The sequence below is a fragment of the Variovorax sp. DAIF25 genome (genome assembly GCF_050711835.1).
In the GTDB taxonomy this organism is placed as follows: domain Bacteria; phylum Pseudomonadota; class Gammaproteobacteria; order Burkholderiales; family Burkholderiaceae_C; genus Variovorax.
This window is the reverse complement of sequence record NZ_CP136637.1, coordinates 238,915-257,337: the sequence shown is the minus strand read 5'-3', so window position 1 is coordinate 257,337 and position 18,423 is coordinate 238,915. Positions and strand designations below refer to the sequence as shown.

17 protein-coding genes and 1 riboswitch are annotated in these 18,423 nt (G+C 70.1%); of the genes, 10 read left to right on the top strand and 7 right to left on the bottom strand.

All coding sequences use genetic code 11. The features are described from left to right. The first annotated feature begins 5 nt into the window (after nucleotides 1–5). The 4 genes from R0232_RS35325 to R0232_RS35310 all read left to right on the top strand — a co-directional run bounded on the left by R0232_RS35325 (nucleotide 6) and on the right by R0232_RS35310 (nucleotide 5,736). Nucleotides 6–1,178 carry an acetyl-CoA acetyltransferase gene (locus R0232_RS35325; RefSeq protein WP_431513940.1) on the top strand — a complete coding sequence of 391 codons (1,173 nt, stop codon included), beginning with the start codon at nucleotides 6–8 and terminating at the stop codon, nucleotides 1,176–1,178. Next, complete coding sequence (locus tag R0232_RS35320; protein WP_431513939.1) at nucleotides 1,175–2,764, top strand: acyl-CoA synthetase; 1,590 nt, start codon at nucleotides 1,175–1,177, stop codon at nucleotides 2,762–2,764. Before R0232_RS35325 ends, R0232_RS35320 begins: the two co-directional genes overlap by 4 nt. Nucleotides 2,765–2,833: 69 nt before the next feature. Further along, a complete protein-coding gene (locus R0232_RS35315; RefSeq protein ID WP_431513938.1) occupies nucleotides 2,834–3,847 on the top strand; it encodes a TRAP transporter substrate-binding protein in 1,014 nt (337 codons plus the stop codon). Next, nucleotides 3,844–5,736, top strand: coding sequence for a TRAP transporter large permease subunit (locus tag R0232_RS35310; RefSeq protein ID WP_431513937.1), 1,893 nt, complete (start codon nucleotides 3,844–3,846; stop codon nucleotides 5,734–5,736). Before R0232_RS35315 ends, R0232_RS35310 begins: the two co-directional genes overlap by 4 nt. Nucleotide 5,737: 1 nt before the next feature. Here R0232_RS35310 and R0232_RS35305 read toward each other — a convergent pair whose 3' ends face one another. Further along, nucleotides 5,738–6,595, bottom strand: coding sequence for a LysR family transcriptional regulator (locus R0232_RS35305; protein WP_431513936.1), 858 nt, complete (start codon nucleotides 6,593–6,595; stop codon nucleotides 5,738–5,740). 87 nt (nucleotides 6,596–6,682) lie between these two features. On the opposite strand from R0232_RS35305, the gene R0232_RS35300 reads away from it, so the two are divergent. The 3 genes from R0232_RS35300 to R0232_RS35290 all read left to right on the top strand — a co-directional run bounded on the left by R0232_RS35300 (nucleotide 6,683) and on the right by R0232_RS35290 (nucleotide 8,496). Further along, nucleotides 6,683–7,060: a tautomerase family protein gene (locus tag R0232_RS35300; protein ID WP_093345920.1), complete on the top strand. Its 378-nt coding sequence runs from the start codon at nucleotides 6,683–6,685 to the stop codon at nucleotides 7,058–7,060. Between the two features lie 35 nt (nucleotides 7,061–7,095). After that, nucleotides 7,096–7,479, top strand: a complete 384-nt coding sequence (locus tag R0232_RS35295; protein ID WP_431513935.1) for a MerR family transcriptional regulator — start codon at nucleotides 7,096–7,098, stop codon at nucleotides 7,477–7,479. Nucleotides 7,480–7,563: 84 nt separating this feature from the next. Further along, entirely contained in the window at nucleotides 7,564–8,496 is a 933-nt protein-coding gene (locus tag R0232_RS35290) for an alpha/beta hydrolase (RefSeq protein WP_431513934.1), read from the top strand. A 5-nt stretch (nucleotides 8,497–8,501) separates the two neighbouring features. Here R0232_RS35290 and R0232_RS35285 read toward each other — a convergent pair whose 3' ends face one another. Beyond that, nucleotides 8,502–8,906 carry a VOC family protein gene (locus R0232_RS35285; RefSeq protein WP_431513933.1) on the bottom strand — a complete coding sequence of 135 codons (405 nt, stop codon included), beginning with the start codon at nucleotides 8,904–8,906 and terminating at the stop codon, nucleotides 8,502–8,504. Nucleotides 8,907–8,919: 13 nt separating this feature from the next. Next, complete coding sequence (locus R0232_RS35280; RefSeq protein ID WP_431513932.1) at nucleotides 8,920–9,672, bottom strand: SDR family NAD(P)-dependent oxidoreductase; 753 nt, start codon at nucleotides 9,670–9,672, stop codon at nucleotides 8,920–8,922. Between the two features lie 147 nt (nucleotides 9,673–9,819). On the opposite strand from R0232_RS35280, the gene R0232_RS35275 reads away from it, so the two are divergent. Further along, nucleotides 9,820–10,701 (top strand): AraC family transcriptional regulator N-terminal domain-containing protein, encoded by an 882-nt coding sequence (locus R0232_RS35275; protein ID WP_431513931.1) that lies wholly within the window; start codon nucleotides 9,820–9,822, stop codon nucleotides 10,699–10,701. 25 nt (nucleotides 10,702–10,726) lie between these two features. Here the strand turns inward: R0232_RS35275 and R0232_RS35270 are convergent, their stop codons facing one another. Next, on the bottom strand, nucleotides 10,727–11,530 hold the full coding sequence (locus R0232_RS35270; protein ID WP_431513930.1) for an IclR family transcriptional regulator: 804 nt from the start codon (nucleotides 11,528–11,530) through the stop codon (nucleotides 10,727–10,729). A gap of 198 nt (nucleotides 11,531–11,728) precedes the next feature. Here R0232_RS35270 and R0232_RS35265 point away from each other — a divergent pair, with 198 nt between their 5' ends. Both R0232_RS35265 and R0232_RS35260 read left to right on the top strand, forming a co-directional pair. Further along, a complete protein-coding gene (locus R0232_RS35265; RefSeq protein ID WP_431513929.1) occupies nucleotides 11,729–13,222 on the top strand; it encodes an alpha/beta hydrolase in 1,494 nt (497 codons plus the stop codon). A 76-nt stretch (nucleotides 13,223–13,298) separates the two neighbouring features. Further along, on the top strand, nucleotides 13,299–14,288 hold the full coding sequence (locus R0232_RS35260; RefSeq protein WP_208510258.1) for a tripartite tricarboxylate transporter substrate-binding protein: 990 nt from the start codon (nucleotides 13,299–13,301) through the stop codon (nucleotides 14,286–14,288). A gap of 18 nt (nucleotides 14,289–14,306) precedes the next feature. Here the strand turns inward: R0232_RS35260 and R0232_RS35255 are convergent, their stop codons facing one another. From R0232_RS35255 to R0232_RS35245, 3 genes are all read right to left on the bottom strand, one after another. Next, complete coding sequence (locus R0232_RS35255; protein ID WP_093345903.1) at nucleotides 14,307–14,879, bottom strand: TMEM165/GDT1 family protein; 573 nt, start codon at nucleotides 14,877–14,879, stop codon at nucleotides 14,307–14,309. A gap of 10 nt (nucleotides 14,880–14,889) precedes the next feature. Then, a riboswitch (yybP-ykoY riboswitch) is annotated at nucleotides 14,890–15,060 on the bottom strand. Between the two features lie 90 nt (nucleotides 15,061–15,150). Beyond that, a complete protein-coding gene (locus tag R0232_RS35250) occupies nucleotides 15,151–16,506 on the bottom strand; it encodes a hypothetical protein (RefSeq protein WP_431513928.1) in 1,356 nt (451 codons plus the stop codon). 110 nt (nucleotides 16,507–16,616) lie between these two features. Next, nucleotides 16,617–18,398, bottom strand: coding sequence for an ATP-binding response regulator (locus R0232_RS35245; RefSeq protein WP_281077766.1), 1,782 nt, complete (start codon nucleotides 18,396–18,398; stop codon nucleotides 16,617–16,619). Between the last annotated feature and the right edge of the window lie 25 nt (nucleotides 18,399–18,423).

Here is an 18,423-nt window from a genome sequence, read left to right as displayed (position 1 = left end):
ACGCCATGAACCACGACAACGCCTTCATCACCGGCTGGGGCCACACGGTCTTCGGCAAGCTCGACGCGGTCGACAGCGAACAGCTGATCCGCGATGCGGTGAATCCCGCGCTGCACACGGCCGGGCTCGAGGCCACCGACATCGACGGTGTCTTCGTCGGCCACTTCAACGGCGGCTTCATGCCGCAGGACTTCAGCGCCTCGCTGGTCGCGCTCGCGGTGCCGGGCCTTCGCCATGTACCGGCCGTGCGCATGGAGAACGCCTGCGCCACCGGCTCGGCCGCGATCTGGGCCGCGCTCGACGCGGTACAGAGCGGCCGCGTGCGCCATGCGCTGGTGGTGGGCTTCGAGATCATGAATGCCGTGCCGGCCCCGGTGGTCGCGCAGACGCTGCTGCGCTGTTCCTACGTGAAGGAGGAAGGCGACACGCCCGCGGGCTTCGCTGGCGTGTTCGGCCGCATCGCGGGCAGCTATTTCGAGCGCTTCGGCGACCAGGGCGACGCGCTCGCGGCCATCGCGGCCAAGAACCACGCCAACGGCATGCACAACCCCTTCGCCCACATGCGGCGCGACCTGGGCTTCGATTTCTGCCGCCAGGTGTCGGACCGCAATCCGGTGGTCGCGGGCCCGCTCAAGCGCTCCGATTGCTCGCTGGTCTCCGATGGCGCCGCGGCGCTGGTGATCTCGGCCGCACCGACGGCCTCGGCCCGCGTGCCGGCCGTGCGCTGGCGTTCGCGCACGCAGGTCAACGAATACCTGCCGCTGTCGCGCCGCGATCCCACGCGCTTCGAGGGCGCGGCACTTGCATGGAGCCGCGGGCTCGAGGTGGCCGGGCTCAAGCTGGACGACCTCGGCTTCGTCGAGACGCACGACTGCTTCACCATCGCCGAGCTGCTCGAGTACGAGGCCATGGGCCTGGCGCCGCACGGCCAGGGGGCGCGCGCGATCCTCGACGGCGTGACGCGCAAGGACGGCCGGCTGCCGGTCAATCCCTCGGGCGGCCTCAAGTCGCGCGGCCACCCGATCGGCGCGACCGGCGTGTCGCAGCACGTGATGGCCGCGATGCAGCTCACCGGCCTGGCGGGCGACATGCAGGTGGCCACGGGCCGGCCCGGCGCCGTCTTCAACATGGGCGGCGCGGCGGTCGCCAACTACCTCAGCGTGCTGGAGGCGGTGTGAGCGCGGCGCAGGCGGCGAACCTCTCGGTGCTGCTGTCGCAGACCGCGGCGCTGTTTCCCGACCGGCCGGGCCTGATCCTCGAGGACCGGACCTGGACCTGGCGCGAGATCGACGCACGCGTCGACGCGCTGGTCGATGCGCTGCGCGCGCTCGGCATGCAGCCCGGCGACAAGCTGCTCGTGCAGTCGCGCAACAACATCGCGCTGTTCGAGAGCTGCTGGGCCGCGTTCCGCCTGGGCGCGGTCTGGGTGCCGGTGAATGCGCGGCTGACTCCGCCCGAGGTGGCCTACCTCGGCAGCGCGAGCCGCGCCGCGGTGATGCTCGTCGAGGACTGCTTCGGCGCGCACGTGGAGGCGGTGCGCGCGGCCTCGGCGCACCTGCGCCATGTGGTGACGATCGGCGAGACCCCGCAGGGCACGCAAGGCTACGAGGCATTGCTCGCGGCGCACGCTGGCGCGGCGAATGCCACAGCACCGGTCGATACAGACACGCCGCTGTGGTACTTCTACACCTCGGGCACCACCGGCAAGCCCAAGGCCGCGGTGCTGACCCACGGGCAGCTGGCCTTCGTGGTCACGAACCATCTCGCCGACCTGATCCCCGGCACCACCGAGCGCGACTGCTCGATCGCCGTCGCGCCGCTGTCGCACGGCGCGGGCATCCATGCGCTGCTCAACGTCGCGCGCGGCGCGGCGACCGTGCTGCCGGCCTCGGACCGGCTCGATCCGCCCGCCATCTGGGCGCTGGTCGAGCGGCACCGGGTGAGCAACCTCTTCACCGTGCCCACCATCGTCAAGATGCTGGTGGAAGACCCGTCGGTCGATGCCTTCGACCACGGCTCGCTGCGCTACCTGGTCTATGCCGGCGCGCCCATGTACCGCGCCGACCAGAAGCGCGCGCTGCGCAAGCTCGGGCCGGTGCTCGTGCAGTACTTCGGCCTCGGCGAGGTCACGGGCTGCATCACGGTGCTGCCGCCCTCGATGCATTCGGCCGACGATGCCGATCCCGCAGCGAACCTCGGCTCCTGCGGCCGGCCGCGCACCGGCATGGAGGTCGCGATCCTCGATGACCAGATGCAGCGCCTGCCGGCCGGCGCCGTCGGCGAGATCTGCTGCCGCGGCCCCGCCGTGTTCGCGGGCTACTTCGACAACCCCGAGGCCACGGCCAAGGCGCTGCGCGGCGGCTGGTTCCACACCGGCGACCTCGGGCGCATGGACGAGCGCGGGCTGCTCTACATCACGGGCCGCGAGTCCGACATGTACATCTCGGGCGGCTCGAACGTCTATCCGCGCGAGGTCGAGGAGATCCTGCTGACCCATCCGGCGGTGCGCGAGGCCGCGGTGCTCGGCTGGCCCGACGCCAAGTGGGGCGAGGTCGGCGTGGCCGTGCTGGTGTGCGAGCACGACGACGTCGACGCCGAGGCGATCCTGCGCCATCTCGACGGCCGCTGCGCCAGATACCGCTGGCCGCGCCACGTGCTGTTCTGGCCCGCGCTGCCCAAGTCGGGCTACGGCAAGGTCGCGAAGAACGACATCCGCCGGCTGCTGGCCGAGCGCGGCGAGATCGCGGAGGCCGCCATCGCCTGAAGTCCCGTCCCCTTCCCCCACAGCGTTCGACAGATCCCCAGAAAACCCACATCACAGGAGACAAGCGCCATGAACATCCAACGCCGCACCGTGCTGCGCACCGCCGCCGCCGCATCCACGCTGGCCCTGCCGCTGCGCCACGCCTTCGCGCAGAAGAAGCCCTACAGCTACAAGTACGCGAACAACCTGCCGGTCACGCACCCGATGAACATACGGGCCAAGGAGATGGCCGACGCGATCCGTGCCGAGACCCAGGGCCAGGTCGACATCCAGATCTTTCCGAACAACCAGCTCGGCTCGGACACCGACATGCTGAGCCAGCTGCGCTCGGGCGGGGTCGAGTTCTTCACGCTGTCGGGCCTGATCCTCGCCACCCTGGTGCCCGCGGCCTCCATCAGCGGCGTGGGCTTCGCGTTCCCCGACTACGCCAGCGTCTGGAAGGCGATGGACGGCGAGCTCGGCGCCCACATCCGCCAGCAGATCGCCAAGGCCAACATCCTCGCGATGGACCGCATCTGGGACAACGGCTTCCGCCAGATCACCTCCTCGAGCAAACCCATCGCGGCGCCGGCCGACCTGAAGGGCTTCAAGGTGCGCGTGCCGGTCTCACCGCTGTGGACCTCGATGTTCAAGGCGCTCGAGGCCGCGCCGACCTCGATCAACTTCGCCGAGGTGTATTCGGCGCTGCAGACGAAGATCGTCGACGGCCAGGAGAACCCGCTCGCGATCATCTCGACCGCCAAGCTCTACGAGGTGCAGAAGTACTGCTCGATGAGCAACCACATGTGGGACGGCTTCTGGTTCCTCGCCAACAAGCGCGCCTGGGACCGCCTGCCGCCCGAGCTGCAGGCCATCGTGGCGCGGCACGTCAACGCCGCGGCGCTCAAGGAACGCACCGACGTGGCCGAGCTCAACACCGGGCTGCAGAAGGAGCTGGCCGCCAAGGGCATGCAGATCAACCAGCCCGACCCGGCCGCCTTCCGCGACCAGCTGCGCAAGGCCGGCTTCTATGCCGAGTGGAAGGCCAAGTACGGCGACGAGGCCTGGGCGCTGCTCGAGCGCAGCGTGGGCAAGCTGGCATGAGCACGCAGCGTCTGGCGGTCGCGCAAGGCCATGGGGCCGCGCAGACCTTCGACCCGGCGGCATCGAACCCGCTCGCGGCGCGCATCGAGCAGGCGCTCGGCGCCGCCGTGAGCGTCGCGGCCGGCGCGCTGGTGCTGGCCGACGTGGCGGTGCTGCTCGCGGGCGTGGTCGCGCGCTTCGTGCTGCACCAGCCGCTGATCTGGTCGGACGAACTGGCCTCGATGCTCTTCATCTGGCTGGCGATGCTGGGCGCGGTGGTCGCGCTGCGGCGCGGCGAGCACATGCGCATGACGGCGCTGGTGTCGGGCCTCGCGCCCGAACGCCGCCAGCTGGCCGAGGCGCTCGCGCTGTGCGCGGCGCTCGCCTTCCTCGCGATGATCGCGTGGCCGGCCTGGGAGTACGCCGCGGAGGAACGCTTCATCACCACGCCCGCGCTCGACATCTCGAACGCCTGGCGCGCCGCCGCCCTGCCCGCGGGCGTGGCGCTGATGGCGCTGTTCGCGGTGCTGCGGCTGTTCCGCGACTTCGACTGGAAGACCACCACCAAGGCCGTCTGCGTGGTGGCGATCGTGGTCGCGGCCTTCGGCTTCGGGCGTGCCGTGTTCGAGGACCTGGGCCGGCTCAACCTGCTGGTCTTCTTCGTCGGCGTGGTGCTGGCCTGCGTGCTCGGCGGCATCCCGATCGCCTTCGCCTTCGGCCTCGGCACCTTCGGCTACCTCGCGCTGACGACCGACACCGCGCTGCCGGTGATCGTCGGGCGCATGGACGAGGGCATGTCGCACCTGATCCTGCTCGCGGTGCCGCTGTTCGTCTTCCTCGGCCTGCTGATCGAGATGACCGGCATGGCCAAGGCGATGGTGGCCTTCCTCGCGAGCCTGCTCGGCCACGTGAAGGGCGGGCTGTCGTACGTGCTGGTGGGCGCGATGTACCTGGTGTCGGGCATCTCGGGATCGAAGGCCGCCGACATGGCGGCGGTCGCGCCGGCGCTGTTTCCCGAGATGCAGAAGCGCGGCGCCAGCGACGGCGAACTGGTCGCGCTGCTGGCGGCCACCGGCGCGCAGACCGAGACCGTGCCGCCGAGCCTGGTGCTGATCACCATCGGCTCGGTCACCGGCGTGTCGATCGCGGCGCTGTTCACCGGCGGGCTGCTGCCGGCCGTGATCCTCGGGCTGATGCTGTGCGTGGTGGTGCACTTCCGCAGCCGCCACGAGGACCTGAGCCGGGTCGAACGCTCGCCCTGGTCGCAGGTGCTGCGGCTCGCGCTGGTGGCGCTGCCCGCGCTCGCCCTGCCCTTCGTGATCCGCGCCGCCGTGGTGGAAGGCGTGGCCACCGCCACCGAGGTCTCGACCATCGGCATCGTCTATGCGGTGGTGGCCGGGATCGCGATCTACCGGCAGTTCGACTGGCGCCGGCTCGGGCCGATGCTGGTGGCCACCGCCTCGCTGTCGGGCGCCATCCTGCTGATCATCGGCACCGCCACCGCGATGGCCTGGGGCCTCACGCAGTCGGGCTTCTCGCGCTGGCTCGCCGAGCTGATGGCGAACCTGCCGGGCGGCGCCGGGATGTTCCTGGCCGTGTCGCTGGTGATCTTCGTGATCCTCGGCTCGGTGCTCGAGGGCATCCCGGCGATCGTGCTGTTCGGCCCGCTGCTGTTTCCGATCGCGCGCCAGCTCGGCATCCACGAGGTGCACTACGCGATGGTGGTGGTGCTGTCGATGGGCCTGGGCCTGTTCGCGCCGCCGCTGGGCGTGGGCTACTACGCGGCCTGCGCGATCGGGCGCGTGCAGCCCGACGCGGGGATGGGGCCGATCGTGGGGTACATGCTGGCGCTGCTCGCGGGGACGATCGTGGTGGCGGCGATTCCGTGGCTGTCGATCGGCTTCCTCTGAACTAGCTTCGCACCACGCTGCGGAAGGCCACCGACAGCGCCTCGAGCGCCGCGCGCGGCCGCCCCTCCCCCACGCGCGTGTGCAGCAGCACCGGCAGGCGCGGCAACTCGGGCAACCCGAGCCGCGCGCCCACCTCGACCGCGCCGAAGGGCAGCATGCGCGGCGCCAGCGCGGCCACGCCGAGGCCGGCCATGACCGCGGCCGCGACGGCGGCGACGCCACCGCCGACGAAGACCTCGGTCCAGGGCACGCGCGCCTCGTCGAGCAGCCGCGCGGCCAGCGCGCGCACGCCGCAGGGCTCGGCCATGGTGGCCAGCGGCAGCGGCTCGCCCGCACGGTGCTGCCAGGTCGGCGCCGCGAACCAGCCGAACCGTTCTTCGGCCAGCAGTTCGCCGTCGTTGCGGCCCGCATGCAGGCGCACGATCACGGTGTCGAGTTCGCGCCGGTCGAAGCTCTGCAGCAGCTCGCCCGAGGAGCCGATGCGGATCTCGATCAGCAGCTGCGGGTCCTGCGCGTTCATGCGCGCGATCAGTGCGGGCAGCTCGGGGCCGGCCACGTGGTCGCTGATGCCGATGGTGAGCCGCTGGCGCGCCTGCGCGAAGGCGCCGAGCGCGCGGTCGTGCACCGCCAGCAGCTCGCGCGCGTGCTCGAGAAAGGCCGCCCCCTTGGCCGACAGCTCCACGTGCCGCGGCGTGCGCTCCACCAGCCGGCAGCCGAGCCGCTCCTCGAGCCGCTTGAGCTTGAGGCTGATGCCGGCCTGCGTGGTCTGCAGCGCCTCGGCCGCGAGCGTGAAGCTGCCGAGCTCGACGATGCGGATGAAGGCCAGGACGGCATCGAGATCGAGGGGGCGTGCAATCATTTCAAAAAATTGTCGTTGATATAAATATCCATAGCAATTTCGTATGACTAGCATCGTCCGACCTCACCACCCCTTGAAGGAATCACGATGCCCATCAGCCATGTCTTCCTGCGCGCCGGCAAGCCCGAGGCCTATCGCAAGGCGATCCTCGACGGCCTCGGCCGCGCACTCAGCGACGCGCTCGGCGTGTCCGAGGACAACCGCTTCATGACGCTCAGCGAGCACGAGCCCGCGAACTTCCGCCACGGCAACGCCTACGGCGTGACGCGCAGCGACGACGTGGTCTACATCCGGATCACGGTGTTCGACACGCGCAGCGCGCAGCAGAAGCAGGCGCTGTTTCGGCGGCTCGCGGAACTGCTCGCAGAGAGCCCCGGCCTGCGCGGCGAAGACCTGTTCGTGAACATCGTCGACTCGCCGAAGGAGAATTGGTCGGTGGGCCATGGCCTCGCGCAATTCGCCTGAGGCCCGGCCGACGAGATCCACGATGGAGACATCCCATGCTCGATATTGCAGAGGTCGCGCAGCGCGCCGGCCTGGCGCCTTCGGCGCTGCGCTTCTATGAACGGCGCGGACTGATCGAGTCCGCGGGCCGCACCGGCCTGCGGCGCGCCTACCGGCCCGAGGTGGTCGCGCGGCTGGCGCTGATCCACTGCGCGAAGTCGGCCGGCTTCTCGCTCGCGCAGATCGGCCGCTTCCTCGCGTCCACGCCCAAGGACGTCGAGCTGCGACGCAGCATGGCGAAGCGCGCCACCGCGCTCGACGACGAGATCGAGCGACTGCAGACCATGCGCGACAGCCTCAAGCATGCGGCCGTGTGCACGCATGCCTCGTTGGTCGAATGCCCGAAGTTCAAGGCCAACTTCCGCGAGCTGGTGCGTTAGCAAGAAAACTTCGAAGAAGCGCTTGACTTGAACCGAAGTTCAAGTCGTAGATTGGCTGTCCCCTTCACCACCGGAAGACAGGACATGCCGCTTCATCCCCAGGCCCAGGCGCATCTGGATCGCCTCGCCGCCACCCGCTTCTCCGACATGCACACGCTCGCGCCCGACGCGATCCGACAGGGCATGCGCCGCATGCTCGCGGCGCTGCCACCCGGCGCGCCGGTGGCCTCGGTCGTCGACCGGCGCATCGACAGCGCGGTGGGGCCGCTCGACGTGCGCATCTACCACCCATCGCCGCGGCAGGTGCTGCCGGTCATCGTGTTCTTCCACGGCGGCGGCTTCGTGCTCGGCGACCTCGACACGCACGACGGCCTCGCGCGCGCGCTCGCCGTGGCGACGCAGGCGGTCGTGGTCTCGGTGGCCTATCCGCTGGCGCCCGAGCACAAGTTCCCGGCCGGTGTCGACGCGGCCTTCGCGGCCACCGCCTGGGTCGCCGAGCATGCGGCGCAGCTCGGGGCCGACGGGCATCGGCTCGCGGTCGCGGGCGACAGCGCCGGCGGCAACCTCGCGGCGGTGGTCGCGCTGAAGGCGCGCGATGCCGCGGGACCGCGGATCGCGCACCAGCTGCTGATCTATCCCGATGTCGATTTCCGCCGCATCAACACCTCGATCCAGGCCTATGCGGGGCAGTACGGCAACATCGGCCGCGAGATGCAGCACTGGTTCATGGACCACTACCTCGGCGACGCGGCACTGAAGACCCATGCGCTGGTCTCGCCGCTGCTGGCCGGGGACCTGCGCGGACTGCCGCCGGCCCATATCGTCACGGCCGAGTTCGATGCGCTGCGCGACGAGGGCGAAGCCTATGGCGAGCGGCTGCGCGAGGCCGGCGTGCCGGTCAGCGTGAAGCGCTACGACGACATGATCCACGAGTTCATGCGCTGGCCCTTCGACGCCACGCGCGAAGCGCTGGCCGATGCCGCGCGGGCACTGCGGCCCACGCTGTTCGCGGCGTAGCGGCCTCAGCGCGGCGGATGCTGCCAGCTCTTGTGGACGAACTCGAGGCTGTGGCCGTCGGGGTCGAGCACGTTGGCCGCGTAGTAGCGCGGGTCGTAGTGCAGGCGGGCCCCGGGTGCGCCGTTGTCGCGGGCGCCGGCGGCCATGGCCGCGGCATGGGCTGCGTCGACTTCGGCATGGCCCGCGGCGACGAAGCCCACATGCACCGCTTCGCCGTTCACCGGGCCTTGCCGCAGCCAGAAGAACACGCGGCCCCGGGCGCCGAAGCCCTTCAGGTCGGGATGGCCGGGCGGGCCGTCCTTGCCCGCGTAGTCGTGCTGGTGGGCGATGCCCAGCGGCGCGAGCGTGGCGGCATAGAAGTCGACCGAGCGTTGCAGGTCGCTGACGGACAGGAAGATGTGGTCGAGCATGGAGGGCCGCAGTTCAGATGTTGTAGCCGCCGGCCACCTCGATGGTTTGCGCGTTGATCCAGGCATTGTCGGGGGACAGCAGACTCGCGATCACGCGGCCGACGTCGTCGGGCGCGCCGATGCGGCCGAGCGCGGTCTGCGCGGCGAGCTGGGCTTCGAAGCCGGGGCTCTGGTCGAGCGCGTCGCTGGTCATGTCGGTGCGAATCGCGCCCGGCGAGACGGCATTGGCGCGGATGCCGCGCGCGCCGAACTCCTTGGCCATGTAGCGCGTGAGCACCTCCAGCCCGCCCTTGAAGGCGGCATAGGGCGCGACGCCCGGTGTCGCGACGCGCGTGGTCGCGCTGCTCAGGTTGACGATGTGGCCGCCGTCGGCCATCAGCGGCAGCAGCGCCTGGGTCAGGAAGAACGGTCCCTTGAGATGCACATCGAGCAGGCCGTCGAACTCGGCCTCGCTGACCGTGGCAATCGGATTGAAGAGGCCGTAGCCCGCGTTGTTGACCAGTGCATCGAAGCTGTTGCGCTTCCATGTCGCTTCGAGCGTTGCCGCGACCCGGTCGCGAAAGACGGCGAACGATGCGACCTGGCCCACGTCGAGCGCGAGGGCCGCGGCCTTGCCGCCCTCGGCTTCGATCGTGCGCACGAGCGCCTCGGCACCGGCCGCGTGGCTGTTGTAGGTGAGGATCACGCCCATGCCGCGTTTGGCGGCCTGCAGGGCCGTGCTGGCGCCGAGGCCGCGGCTCGCGCCGGTGATGATGACGATGTTCATGCGTGCTTTCGTTGAATCGGTGATGCATCGACGATAGGTGGCGGCCCGCGTCGCGGCCTGCCCATTCCTGCCTCGGGCCTGCCCAAAACTGCCTTGCATGCACGCGGGCACTTGCGATGCACGCAGCGGTGCGATCTGATGCGCCCCATGGAAGAACAACTGGCGGAACTCCGCGACCTGGCCGCCCATGCGCGCAACCGCCTCACGGAGACCGGCATTCCGCGCGTGGCCATGGTGCAGGGGAAGATTCCCGAGCACGAGCTCAACGCGGTCTACGACCCGATGGTCAACCTGGTGCTACAGGGCGGCAAGTCGATGACCGTCGGCGAGCGCACGCTGCACTACGGCCCGGCCACCTATTTCGTGATGTCCATCGAGCTGCCCGCGGCCGGCACGGTGCGGCCCGCGCCGGGCGGCGAGCCTTATCTCGCGGTGGCCCTGAGCCTGCAGCCGGCGGTGATCGCGGCGCTGATCGCCGACCTGCCGCCGATCGCGCTCGCGCAGAAACCCGAGGCCGGCTTCTCGGTGGCCGCGGTGACGCCGGACCTGATGGACGCCTGGGTGCGCATGCTGCGGCTGATGCGGCGGCCCGCCGACATCCCGGCGCTGGCGCCGGTCTACGAGCGCGAGATCCTCTATCGCGTGCTGCAGGGACCGCAGGGCGCGATGCTGCGCGGCATCGCCATGCCCGACAGCGCCCTCTCGCGCGTGAGCCGCGCGATCCAGTGGATCCGGCGCGACTTCGCGCAGCCGCTGCGGGTCGAGGCGCTCGCGCAGCAGGCGTCGATGAGCGCGTCGGCCTTCCATCGGCACTTCAAGGCCGCGACCTCGCTGAGCCCGGTGCAGTACCAGAAGCGCATCCGCCTGCTGCAGGCGCGAACGCTGCTGGTGGCCCAGGGCAGGAGCGTGAGCGCGGCCGCCTTCGAGGTCGGCTACGAGAGCGCCACGCAGTTCAGCCGCGAATATGCGCGCGCCTTCGGGCTGCCGCCGGGGCGCGACGCGGAACGGATCCTGGTCGGGACCGCCTGAGCGCGGTCTGCCGGCTCACACCTTGTCAGCGGTCGTCTGCGCGCACGAAGGACTCGAGCACCTTGACCATGCGCGCGAGCTGCGGGCCGATGTCCTGCTCGAGCAGCTCGCGGCCGAAGCGGCTCGCCGAGCCGCCGACGTTGAAGGTCACGACATTGCCATCGGCCTGCCGGATGGCCGCGCCCACGCCGCTGATGTCGCTCTCCCAGCCGCGCACGACCATCGTGAAGCCGCGCTCGCGCCAGCGGGCGAGCGAGGTCTCGATGGCCTGCTGCGTCTGCGGCCAGCGTTCGCGGTCGGCCAGGCGGATCTCGCCCAGCAGCCGCTCGCGCTCCTTCGCATCGAGCGCGCAGAGGTAGGCATGCCCCATCGCGGACAGCGCCACGGGCAGCCGCGAACCGATGTCCAGGCCCAGCGACAGCGGCGCGCTCGAGCGGCAGTTCTCCACGTAGAGCATCGACAGCCCGTTGCGGATGCCGAGCGACACCGAGGCGTCGTAGCGGTCGGCCAGGTCCTGCATGTAGGGCCGCGCGATGCGCCGCAGCTTGAGGTTCGACACCATCGTGATGCCGAGCGCCACCAGGCCGTCGCCATGCGCGTACTTGCCGGTCTCGCGCGAGTGGCGCAGGTAGCCCGCCACGACGAGGGTGTAGGCGAGCCGCGCGATCGTGGGCTTGGGCAGGCCGGTGCGGCGCGCGAGCTCGGTGCTGGTGAGCCATTTCTCGTCGGGGCCCCAGGCGGCCAGGATGTCCAGCCCGCGCGCCAGCGCGGTCACGAAGCGCGGGCTGTCGGCACCCTCCTCGAAGTCGATCTGCTTGGTGCGGCCCATGCGTTTCTCTCAATTTAATTTCGTTGGACGGAATTATATTTTCGGCAGTTGGAAACGGTTCATGGAATTCCCTATACGAGAGAAACGCGAGCGGAAAGATACTCGCCGTCGTTCGAAAGAACGTTCCATAAATCTAATTCCGCTGAACGAAATTAAAAGATTCACGCGGAACCCATCCCCACACGCAGGAGACATCTCGTGAAGTTCCATCGCCATCCGGGCCGCCGCGCCACCCTTCTCTCGCTCATCGCCGCCGCGACGCTGGCCGCATGCGGCGGCGGTGGCGGCGATTCGTCGGGCGCCAGCGCCGCGGCGCTGGCCGCCGCCATCGCTGCGCAACAGGCCGGTGCAGGCGGCGCGGGCGCCGGCAATCCCCCGGCACCGCCGCCCCCGGCCGCCCCCGAGCCCGAGGAAACGCGCGCGCAGGACGGCCGCCAGTTCACGGTCGACGAGACCAAGCTGCCGTTCGCGGCCATCTCGGGCGCACCCGACACCGACCGCTGGTGGGGCGTGCTCGAGGGCGCGGGCTACCGCGTCGAAGTGCCGAAGAACTGGAACGGCATGCTCGTGATGTACGCGCACGGCTACGGCGGCACGGGCCCGGTGGTGAGCGTCAGCGATCCCACCATCCGCGCGCACCTGATCGGCCAGGGCTATGCCTGGGCCGCGTCGAGCTACACCAAGAACTACTACAACGTGCGCGCCGGCGTCGAGGACACCAACGCGCTCGCGCTGGCCTTCCAGCGCATCGCCTCGCAGAACGGTCGCACGCTCGATGCGCCGCGCAAGACCTACATCGTCGGCCAGTCGCTCGGCGGCCACGTGGCCGCGGCCGCGGTCGATGCCGAGGCGACGGAGACGGCCAACCACAAGGTGCGCTATGCGGGCGCGGTGCCGATGTGCGGCGTGCTCGGCGACACCGAGCTCTACAACTACTTCGGCGCCTCGCAGATCGCCGCGCAGCAGCTGGCGGGCCTGCCCGTCAACGGCTGGCCGGTGAGCAACTGGAACGACCTGCTGCCCACGGTGCGCGCCGCGCTGTTCACGAGATTCCCGAGCGCGACGACCGCGCAGGGCGAGAAGTACAAGGCCATCGTCAAGAACCTCACGGGCGGCGAGCGCCCGATGTTCGACGCCGGCTTCGCGGGCAGCATGAACGCCACCGTGTGGGGCACCTTCGGCCGCGACGGCACCATCAACGGCATCCTCAACCGCGACGGCTACGACACCACCGGCATCGTCTACCAGCTCGACAACGACCCGGCGCAAAGCCCGGAGGAAGTCACCTTCAACCAGGGTGCCTACCGCTTGCATGCCGACCCCGAGGCCAACCGGCTGCGGCGCGACGGCCTGCGCTGGTTCCCCAAGTCCAATGCGCGCATCGACGTGCCGGTGGTGACCATCCACACGCTGGGCGACGTCTACGTGCCGTTCAGCATGGAGCAGATCTACAAGCGCCGCGCCGATGCGCTGGGCACCTCGAAGTGGCTCGTGCAGCGCGCGATCCGCGGCATCAGCCACTGCGATTTCACGACCGAGGAACAGACCCAGGCCTTCGACGCGATGACGAACTGGGAGCAGAACGGCGTGAAGCCGGCCGGCGACGAGGTGCTCGACGCCGCGACCGTGGCGCGCGCCGACTACGGCTGCAAGTTCTCCTCGGCCAGCCGCGGCGGCTGTCCCGCGCCCTGACGGCGCCGGTGCGGCCCGTCCCGTTCGCGGGGCGGCCGCACCGCCCTTCCCGTTTTCTTCGTTCGCACGTCCCGCCATGAAACAACCCACCCTCACCCGCCGTGCGCTGCACGCCCTGCTGCTGGCCGCCGGCCTCGCCGCCGCTCCCGCCTTCGCGCAGTCCGATGCCTTTCCGGTGCGGCCGATCCGCGTGCTGATCGGCTTCACCGCCGGCGGCTCGACCGACGTGCCCTTCCGCGTGCTGGCCGAGAACGCCTCGAAGATCCTCGGCCAGCCGGTGATCATCGAGAACAAGCCCGGCGCGGGCGGCGTGCTGCCCGCGCAGACCATGCAGGCCACCGCGCCCGACGGCTACACGCTCGCGCAGGTGCCGCTGCCGGTGTTCCGCCTGCCCTACACCACCAAGCTCAACTGGGACCCGGCCAACGACCTGAGCTACGTGATCGGCCTGGCCGGCTATTCGTTCGGCCTGGTGGTGCCCGCCGATTCGCCGATCAAGTCGATGCGCGAGTACCTCGCCTATGCCAAGGCCAACCCGGGCCGCCTGAGCTACGGCACGCCGGGTGCGCTCACCACCTTGCACCTCACGATGGAAGCGATCGCGATCCAGGCCGGCGTGGAGTTCAATCACGTGCCCTACAAGGGCAACTCCGAATCGCTGCAGGCGGTGCTCGGCGGCCACGTGATGTCGGTGGCCGACACGCCGGGCTGGGGCCCCTATGTCGACCAGGGCAAGCTGCGGCTGCTGTCGACCTGGGGCGAGCAGCGCTCGAAGAAGTACCCGAACGCGCCCACGCTCAAGGAGTCGGGCATCGACATGGTGCAGGCCTCGCCCTTCGGCCTGGTGCTGCCCAAGGGCGCGAACCCGAAGGTGGTCGCGATCCTGCACGACGCCTTCAAGAAGGCGATGGAGATGCCCAACTACCAGGAGTCGCTCGCCAAGTTCGACATGGAGACCTTCTACATGGACAGCGCGGCCTACAAGCAGTACGCAGTGCGCACCATGAAGACCGAGAAGGCCGTGATCGACAAGCTGGGCCTGGGCACGGCGGGCGCCGCCAAGTAGGCGGCCGCCCGCCGGGGCTCAGAACAGGTTGCCGACGTTGAACAGCGTCAGCAGCCCCAGCACGCCGAAGATGACGGCGGCCACGCCGTGCACCAGCCGCATCGAGACCTTGGCCGCGATCTTCTCGCCGAGGAAGACCGCGGGCGCATCGGCCAGCATCATGCCCAGCGTGGTGCCGATCACGACCTGCACCACGTCGGGATAGCGCGCGGCCAGCGCCACGGTCGCGATCTGCGTCTTGTCGCCCATCTCCGCGAGGAAGAAGGTGATGACCGTGGTGCCGAAGGCGCCGAAGCGGCTCTTGGTCTTCGCCGCGTCGTCGTCGATCTTGTCGGGGATCAGCATCCACGCGGCCATGGCCAGGAACGAGGCGCCGATCACCCAGCGCAGGATGTTCGGCCCCATGGCCTGGGCCACCCAGCCGCCGAGCGCGCCCGCGGCCGCGTGGTTGACGACGGTGGCGGTGAAGATGCCCGCGACGATCTGCCAGGGTTTGCGAAAGGTCGCGGCCAGGATGATCGCGAGCAGTTGGGTCTTGTCGCCCATTTCCCCGAGCGCGACCACGCCCGTGGATACGAGTAAGGCTTCCATGATGAAAAGAGAACTCCCTGGGCCAGCGACGCGAAGACCACGCCACTTCCCGGCCCATACCGAGGTGACGTGGTCAAAGGTCTTGCCAGGCTCTAAAGCTGCTCGCGCCATGGCCGAAGGCCAAGTGTGTTGACGCGGGCTCCTGCGTTGCGCAGGTCAGCTACTCCCCAATGACTGAGGCCGCGATCTTAGGGGCGAGCGCCGATTCGCCCTCGTCTTTTCGACGAATGTCCCCGTGTCGAGAGCGAGTTGCATTACCGGGCATGCGCGCTCAGGGCGCGAGCGTGAGCTTGAGGATCTGGTTGCCGTGGTTCGCGCCCACGTAGACGGTGCCGTCGGCGGCCACCGCCACGCCGATCGGGAAGTTGAAGGCGATCGGCGCGCCGGTGCCGTCCTGCAGGGTGCTGATCTCGCCCGCGGGCGTGACCACGCGCGCCACGCCGTCCCAGGCGTGGGTCAGGAACACGTTGTCGCGCGCATCAACCGCCACGCCGTACGAATAGCCGAGCTTGGCCGGCGTGGCCACCGTTCCGTCGACCACGCCCGCGCCCGCGTTGCCGTTGGCGCAATCGCCCAGCAGCGTGCTCACCGTGGCACTGGCCACGTCGATCTTGCGCAGGCAGGGACTGTCGGTGTCGGTGTCGTAGAGCGTCTTGCCGTCGCGGCTGAGCGCCAGGCCCTGCGGGCGCGCGAACTGGGCGGCCGTGCCGACGCCGTCGAGGTAGGCCTGCGTGCCGTCGCCCGCGAGCGTGCTCGTGGTGCCGTCGGGCGCGACCTTGCGCACGCGCTTGTTCTCCGTGTCCGCCACGAACAGGTTGCCCGCGCTGTCGAGCGCGATGCCGGTGGGGTTGTTGAACATCGCGGTGGCCGGGCTGTCGGCGTATCCGCTGCTGCCGGTGCCGACCCAGGTGCTGGCGGTCGTGGCGTTGGGCGCGATCCTGCTGATGCGATGCTGGTCGCTCACGTAGAGGGTGCCGTCGGCCGCCAGTGCCAGGCCGACCGGCGCATTCATCGTCGCCCCCGGCGTCACCTCGGCACCGCTGCCGCTGGCCGTGTCGATCCGATAGACCGAGCCATTGCCACCCATGGCCACGTAGAGCTTCGCGCCACTCGCATCGAGTGCGAGCTGATAGGGGCTGCTGTAGCTCACGCCCGTCGTCGCCAGCACGGTGGCGACCCAGGGCTTGACCGTCAACGTGGCGGCCCGGCTCGTCACGCTGCCGCTGGCGCCCGTCACCCGCACGCGCAATTGCTGGCCGCTGTCGGCCAGCAGGCTGGCGGCCGTGCGGAAGCTGTCGCTCGTGGCACCGGCGACATCGGTCCAGTGGGCACCGCCGTCGGTGCTGCGTTGCCACTGGTAGGCCGTGGCGTGCGCGGCCTGCACCTTCAAGGTGGCGGACACGCCCTGGCCCACGATGGTGTTCGATGGCTGCGTCGTGATCGAGGCCGCGGCTGGGGCGGGTGCCGGCGGAGGTGTCTGCGCGGCAGGCGCGGGAGCGGGAGCGACCGGGAAGCCGGCAAAGCCCCCGCCACCGCCGCCACCCCCGCAGGCCACCAGCACGAGATTCATGACCAGCAACGCGACGGGTGTGCGCGCTGCGCGGCAAACGGCAAGACGGGTGTTCATGAGAGGCCTTCCTTCTTTCAAGTGAGTGGATGAGAAGGCCTCCACGGTAGGGATGGCGACACCTGCGATCTAGTGTCGAAGGTCATCGACTTTCGGCGGAAAAAAGACGCTCAGGCGTGCCTGCGGACGGGCGTCGTTTCGTGTCGCGTCAGCGCTGCGAGCGCCTGCAGCAGCCGGTCGGCCGCCACCGGCTTGAGCAACACCTGCAGGCCCGCGTCGTGCATCTGCTGCTGCCGCCGCGGCGCGGTTTCCCCGGTGATCAGCAACACCTGCAAGCCGGGGCCGAAGCGCGCGCGCAGCCGCTGCGCCACGGCCAGCCCGTCGGCGCCATCGGCCAGGCGCACGTCGCACAACAGCACGTCGACCGGGGTGCCCGCCTGCGCGGCCTGCGCCAGCACGGCCTCGGCTTCGGCCTCGCTGGCCACCGCGTCGATGGCCACGCGATGCGCCTGCAGCAGCCCGGTCACGGCCTGGCGGATCGGCGCCTCGTCGTCGATCAGCAGCACGCGCCGCGGCAAGGGCAGGACGGCGTCGGGGCGCGCGATGGACGGCGCGACACCCGAGGCCGACACCGCCGGCAGCACCATGCGGAAGCGGCTGCCGCGCTGCGGGCGCGAATGCACCTGCAGCGGATGCGCCAGCAGGCGCGAGAGCCGCTGCACGATCGACAGGCCGATGCCCAGCCCCTGCGCGCGATCGCGGCCCGGATTGTCGACCTGGTAGAACTCGTCGAAGATGCGGCCCAGGTGCTCGGGCGAGATGCCGATGCCGGTGTCGCAGACGTCGATCCACACCAGCGGCCCGCGCGCACGGGCGGCCACCACCACGCCGCCGCGCGGCGTGTACTTGAGCGCGTTGTCCACGAGATTGGAGAGCAGCCGCTGCAACAACTGCGGGTCGCTCAGCACCCAGCACGGCGTGGCGCGCAATCGGAGTTGCAGGTCCCTGCCGGCCGCCTGCGCCGCGAACACGTTGTTGAGCGCGAGGAACAGCGGGTTGAGCTCCACCGGCCGGATCCGCGGCGCCACCTCGCCGGCATCCAGCCGCGAGATGTCCAGCAAGGTATCGAGCGAATCGCCGAGCGTTCCGACCGCGTCCATCAGCCGCACCGCGTGGTCCCATTCCTCGCTGCCCTGCAGCTTCTTCTCGATCACCGCGCCGAACAGCGCGATCGCATGCAGGGGCTGGCGCAGATCGTGGCTCGCCGCGGCGAGAAAGCGCGTCTTCTCCTCGCTGGCGCGCTGGGTCGCGGCGATCTGGTGGCTCAGCTGCTCGGCCAGCGCCTCCTTCTCGAAACGCATGGTCAGCGAGGCCGTCAGCAGCCGATGGTGCTGCAGCGCGAAGGTGATCATCACGCACATGTAGAGCAGGCAGCCGGTGGCCAGGAACAGGTGCACCGTGTCGCCGCGCCAGGCCAGCGCCAGGGTCAGGCTCGCCATGCTGGGCACGATGAAGCGCGGGATGTTGCGCTTGAGGACCGCCAGCGACAGCGCACCGCCCGCGCAGCCGCCCATCATCATCACGATGACCATGACCCAGAGCCCGAGGTTGCGCCCCGGCGGCACGCACAGCCAGGGCGCGAGGCCCCAGACGCAGGAGCGCAGCAGCACGTTGCGCGCGTTGAAGCGCGCCCAGTACTCGGGATGCTCGGCCGCATCGGGGCTGCGCCGGTAGCGTCGGTAGGCGCGTCGCAGCGTCAATGCCAGGTGCAGCGCCATCCACAGCAGCACCTGCCAGCGCCACGTGGCCACGAACAGGCCGATGCCCAGGGCCTGCGCCGTGAGCATGTCCGCGAGATAGGCGGCCGGCGCGTTCGCATGGACCGCCGCCACCTGTTCGCGCAGCACCCGCCGGGCCAGTTCGGGCGGGGGCGCGTCAGTCATCGCGAGCATGCGGGCATCTCCATCGAAAGCCGCA

Bases quoted from the DNA above. Each gene is read 5' to 3' on its own strand.
- R0232_RS35245 (WP_281077766.1), bottom strand. From the start codon at position 18,398: ATGCTCGCGATGACTGACGCGCCCCCGCCCGAACTGGCCCGGCGGGTG.
- R0232_RS35300 (WP_093345920.1), top strand. From the start codon at position 6,683: ATGCCCATCAGCCATGTCTTCCTGCGCGCCGGCAAGCCCGAGGCCTAT.
- R0232_RS35255 (WP_093345903.1), bottom strand. From the start codon at position 14,879: ATGGAAGCCTTACTCGTATCCACGGGCGTGGTCGCGCTCGGGGAAATG.
- R0232_RS35310 (WP_431513937.1), top strand. From the start codon at position 3,844: ATGAGCACGCAGCGTCTGGCGGTCGCGCAAGGCCATGGGGCCGCGCAG.
- R0232_RS35260 (WP_208510258.1), top strand. From the start codon at position 13,299: ATGAAACAACCCACCCTCACCCGCCGTGCGCTGCACGCCCTGCTGCTG.
- R0232_RS35275 (WP_431513931.1), top strand. From the start codon at position 9,820: ATGGAAGAACAACTGGCGGAACTCCGCGACCTGGCCGCCCATGCGCGC.
- R0232_RS35250 (WP_431513928.1), bottom strand. From the start codon at position 16,506: ATGAACACCCGTCTTGCCGTTTGCCGCGCAGCGCGCACACCCGTCGCG.
- R0232_RS35270 (WP_431513930.1), bottom strand. From the start codon at position 11,530: ATGGGCCGCACCAAGCAGATCGACTTCGAGGAGGGTGCCGACAGCCCG.
- R0232_RS35290 (WP_431513934.1), top strand. From the start codon at position 7,564: ATGCCGCTTCATCCCCAGGCCCAGGCGCATCTGGATCGCCTCGCCGCC.
- R0232_RS35295 (WP_431513935.1), top strand. From the start codon at position 7,096: ATGCTCGATATTGCAGAGGTCGCGCAGCGCGCCGGCCTGGCGCCTTCG.
- R0232_RS35280 (WP_431513932.1), bottom strand. From the start codon at position 9,672: ATGAACATCGTCATCATCACCGGCGCGAGCCGCGGCCTCGGCGCCAGC.
- R0232_RS35285 (WP_431513933.1), bottom strand. From the start codon at position 8,906: ATGCTCGACCACATCTTCCTGTCCGTCAGCGACCTGCAACGCTCGGTC.
- R0232_RS35325 (WP_431513940.1), top strand. From the start codon at position 6: ATGAACCACGACAACGCCTTCATCACCGGCTGGGGCCACACGGTCTTC.
- R0232_RS35315 (WP_431513938.1), top strand. From the start codon at position 2,834: ATGAACATCCAACGCCGCACCGTGCTGCGCACCGCCGCCGCCGCATCC.
- R0232_RS35305 (WP_431513936.1), bottom strand. From the start codon at position 6,595: ATGATTGCACGCCCCCTCGATCTCGATGCCGTCCTGGCCTTCATCCGC.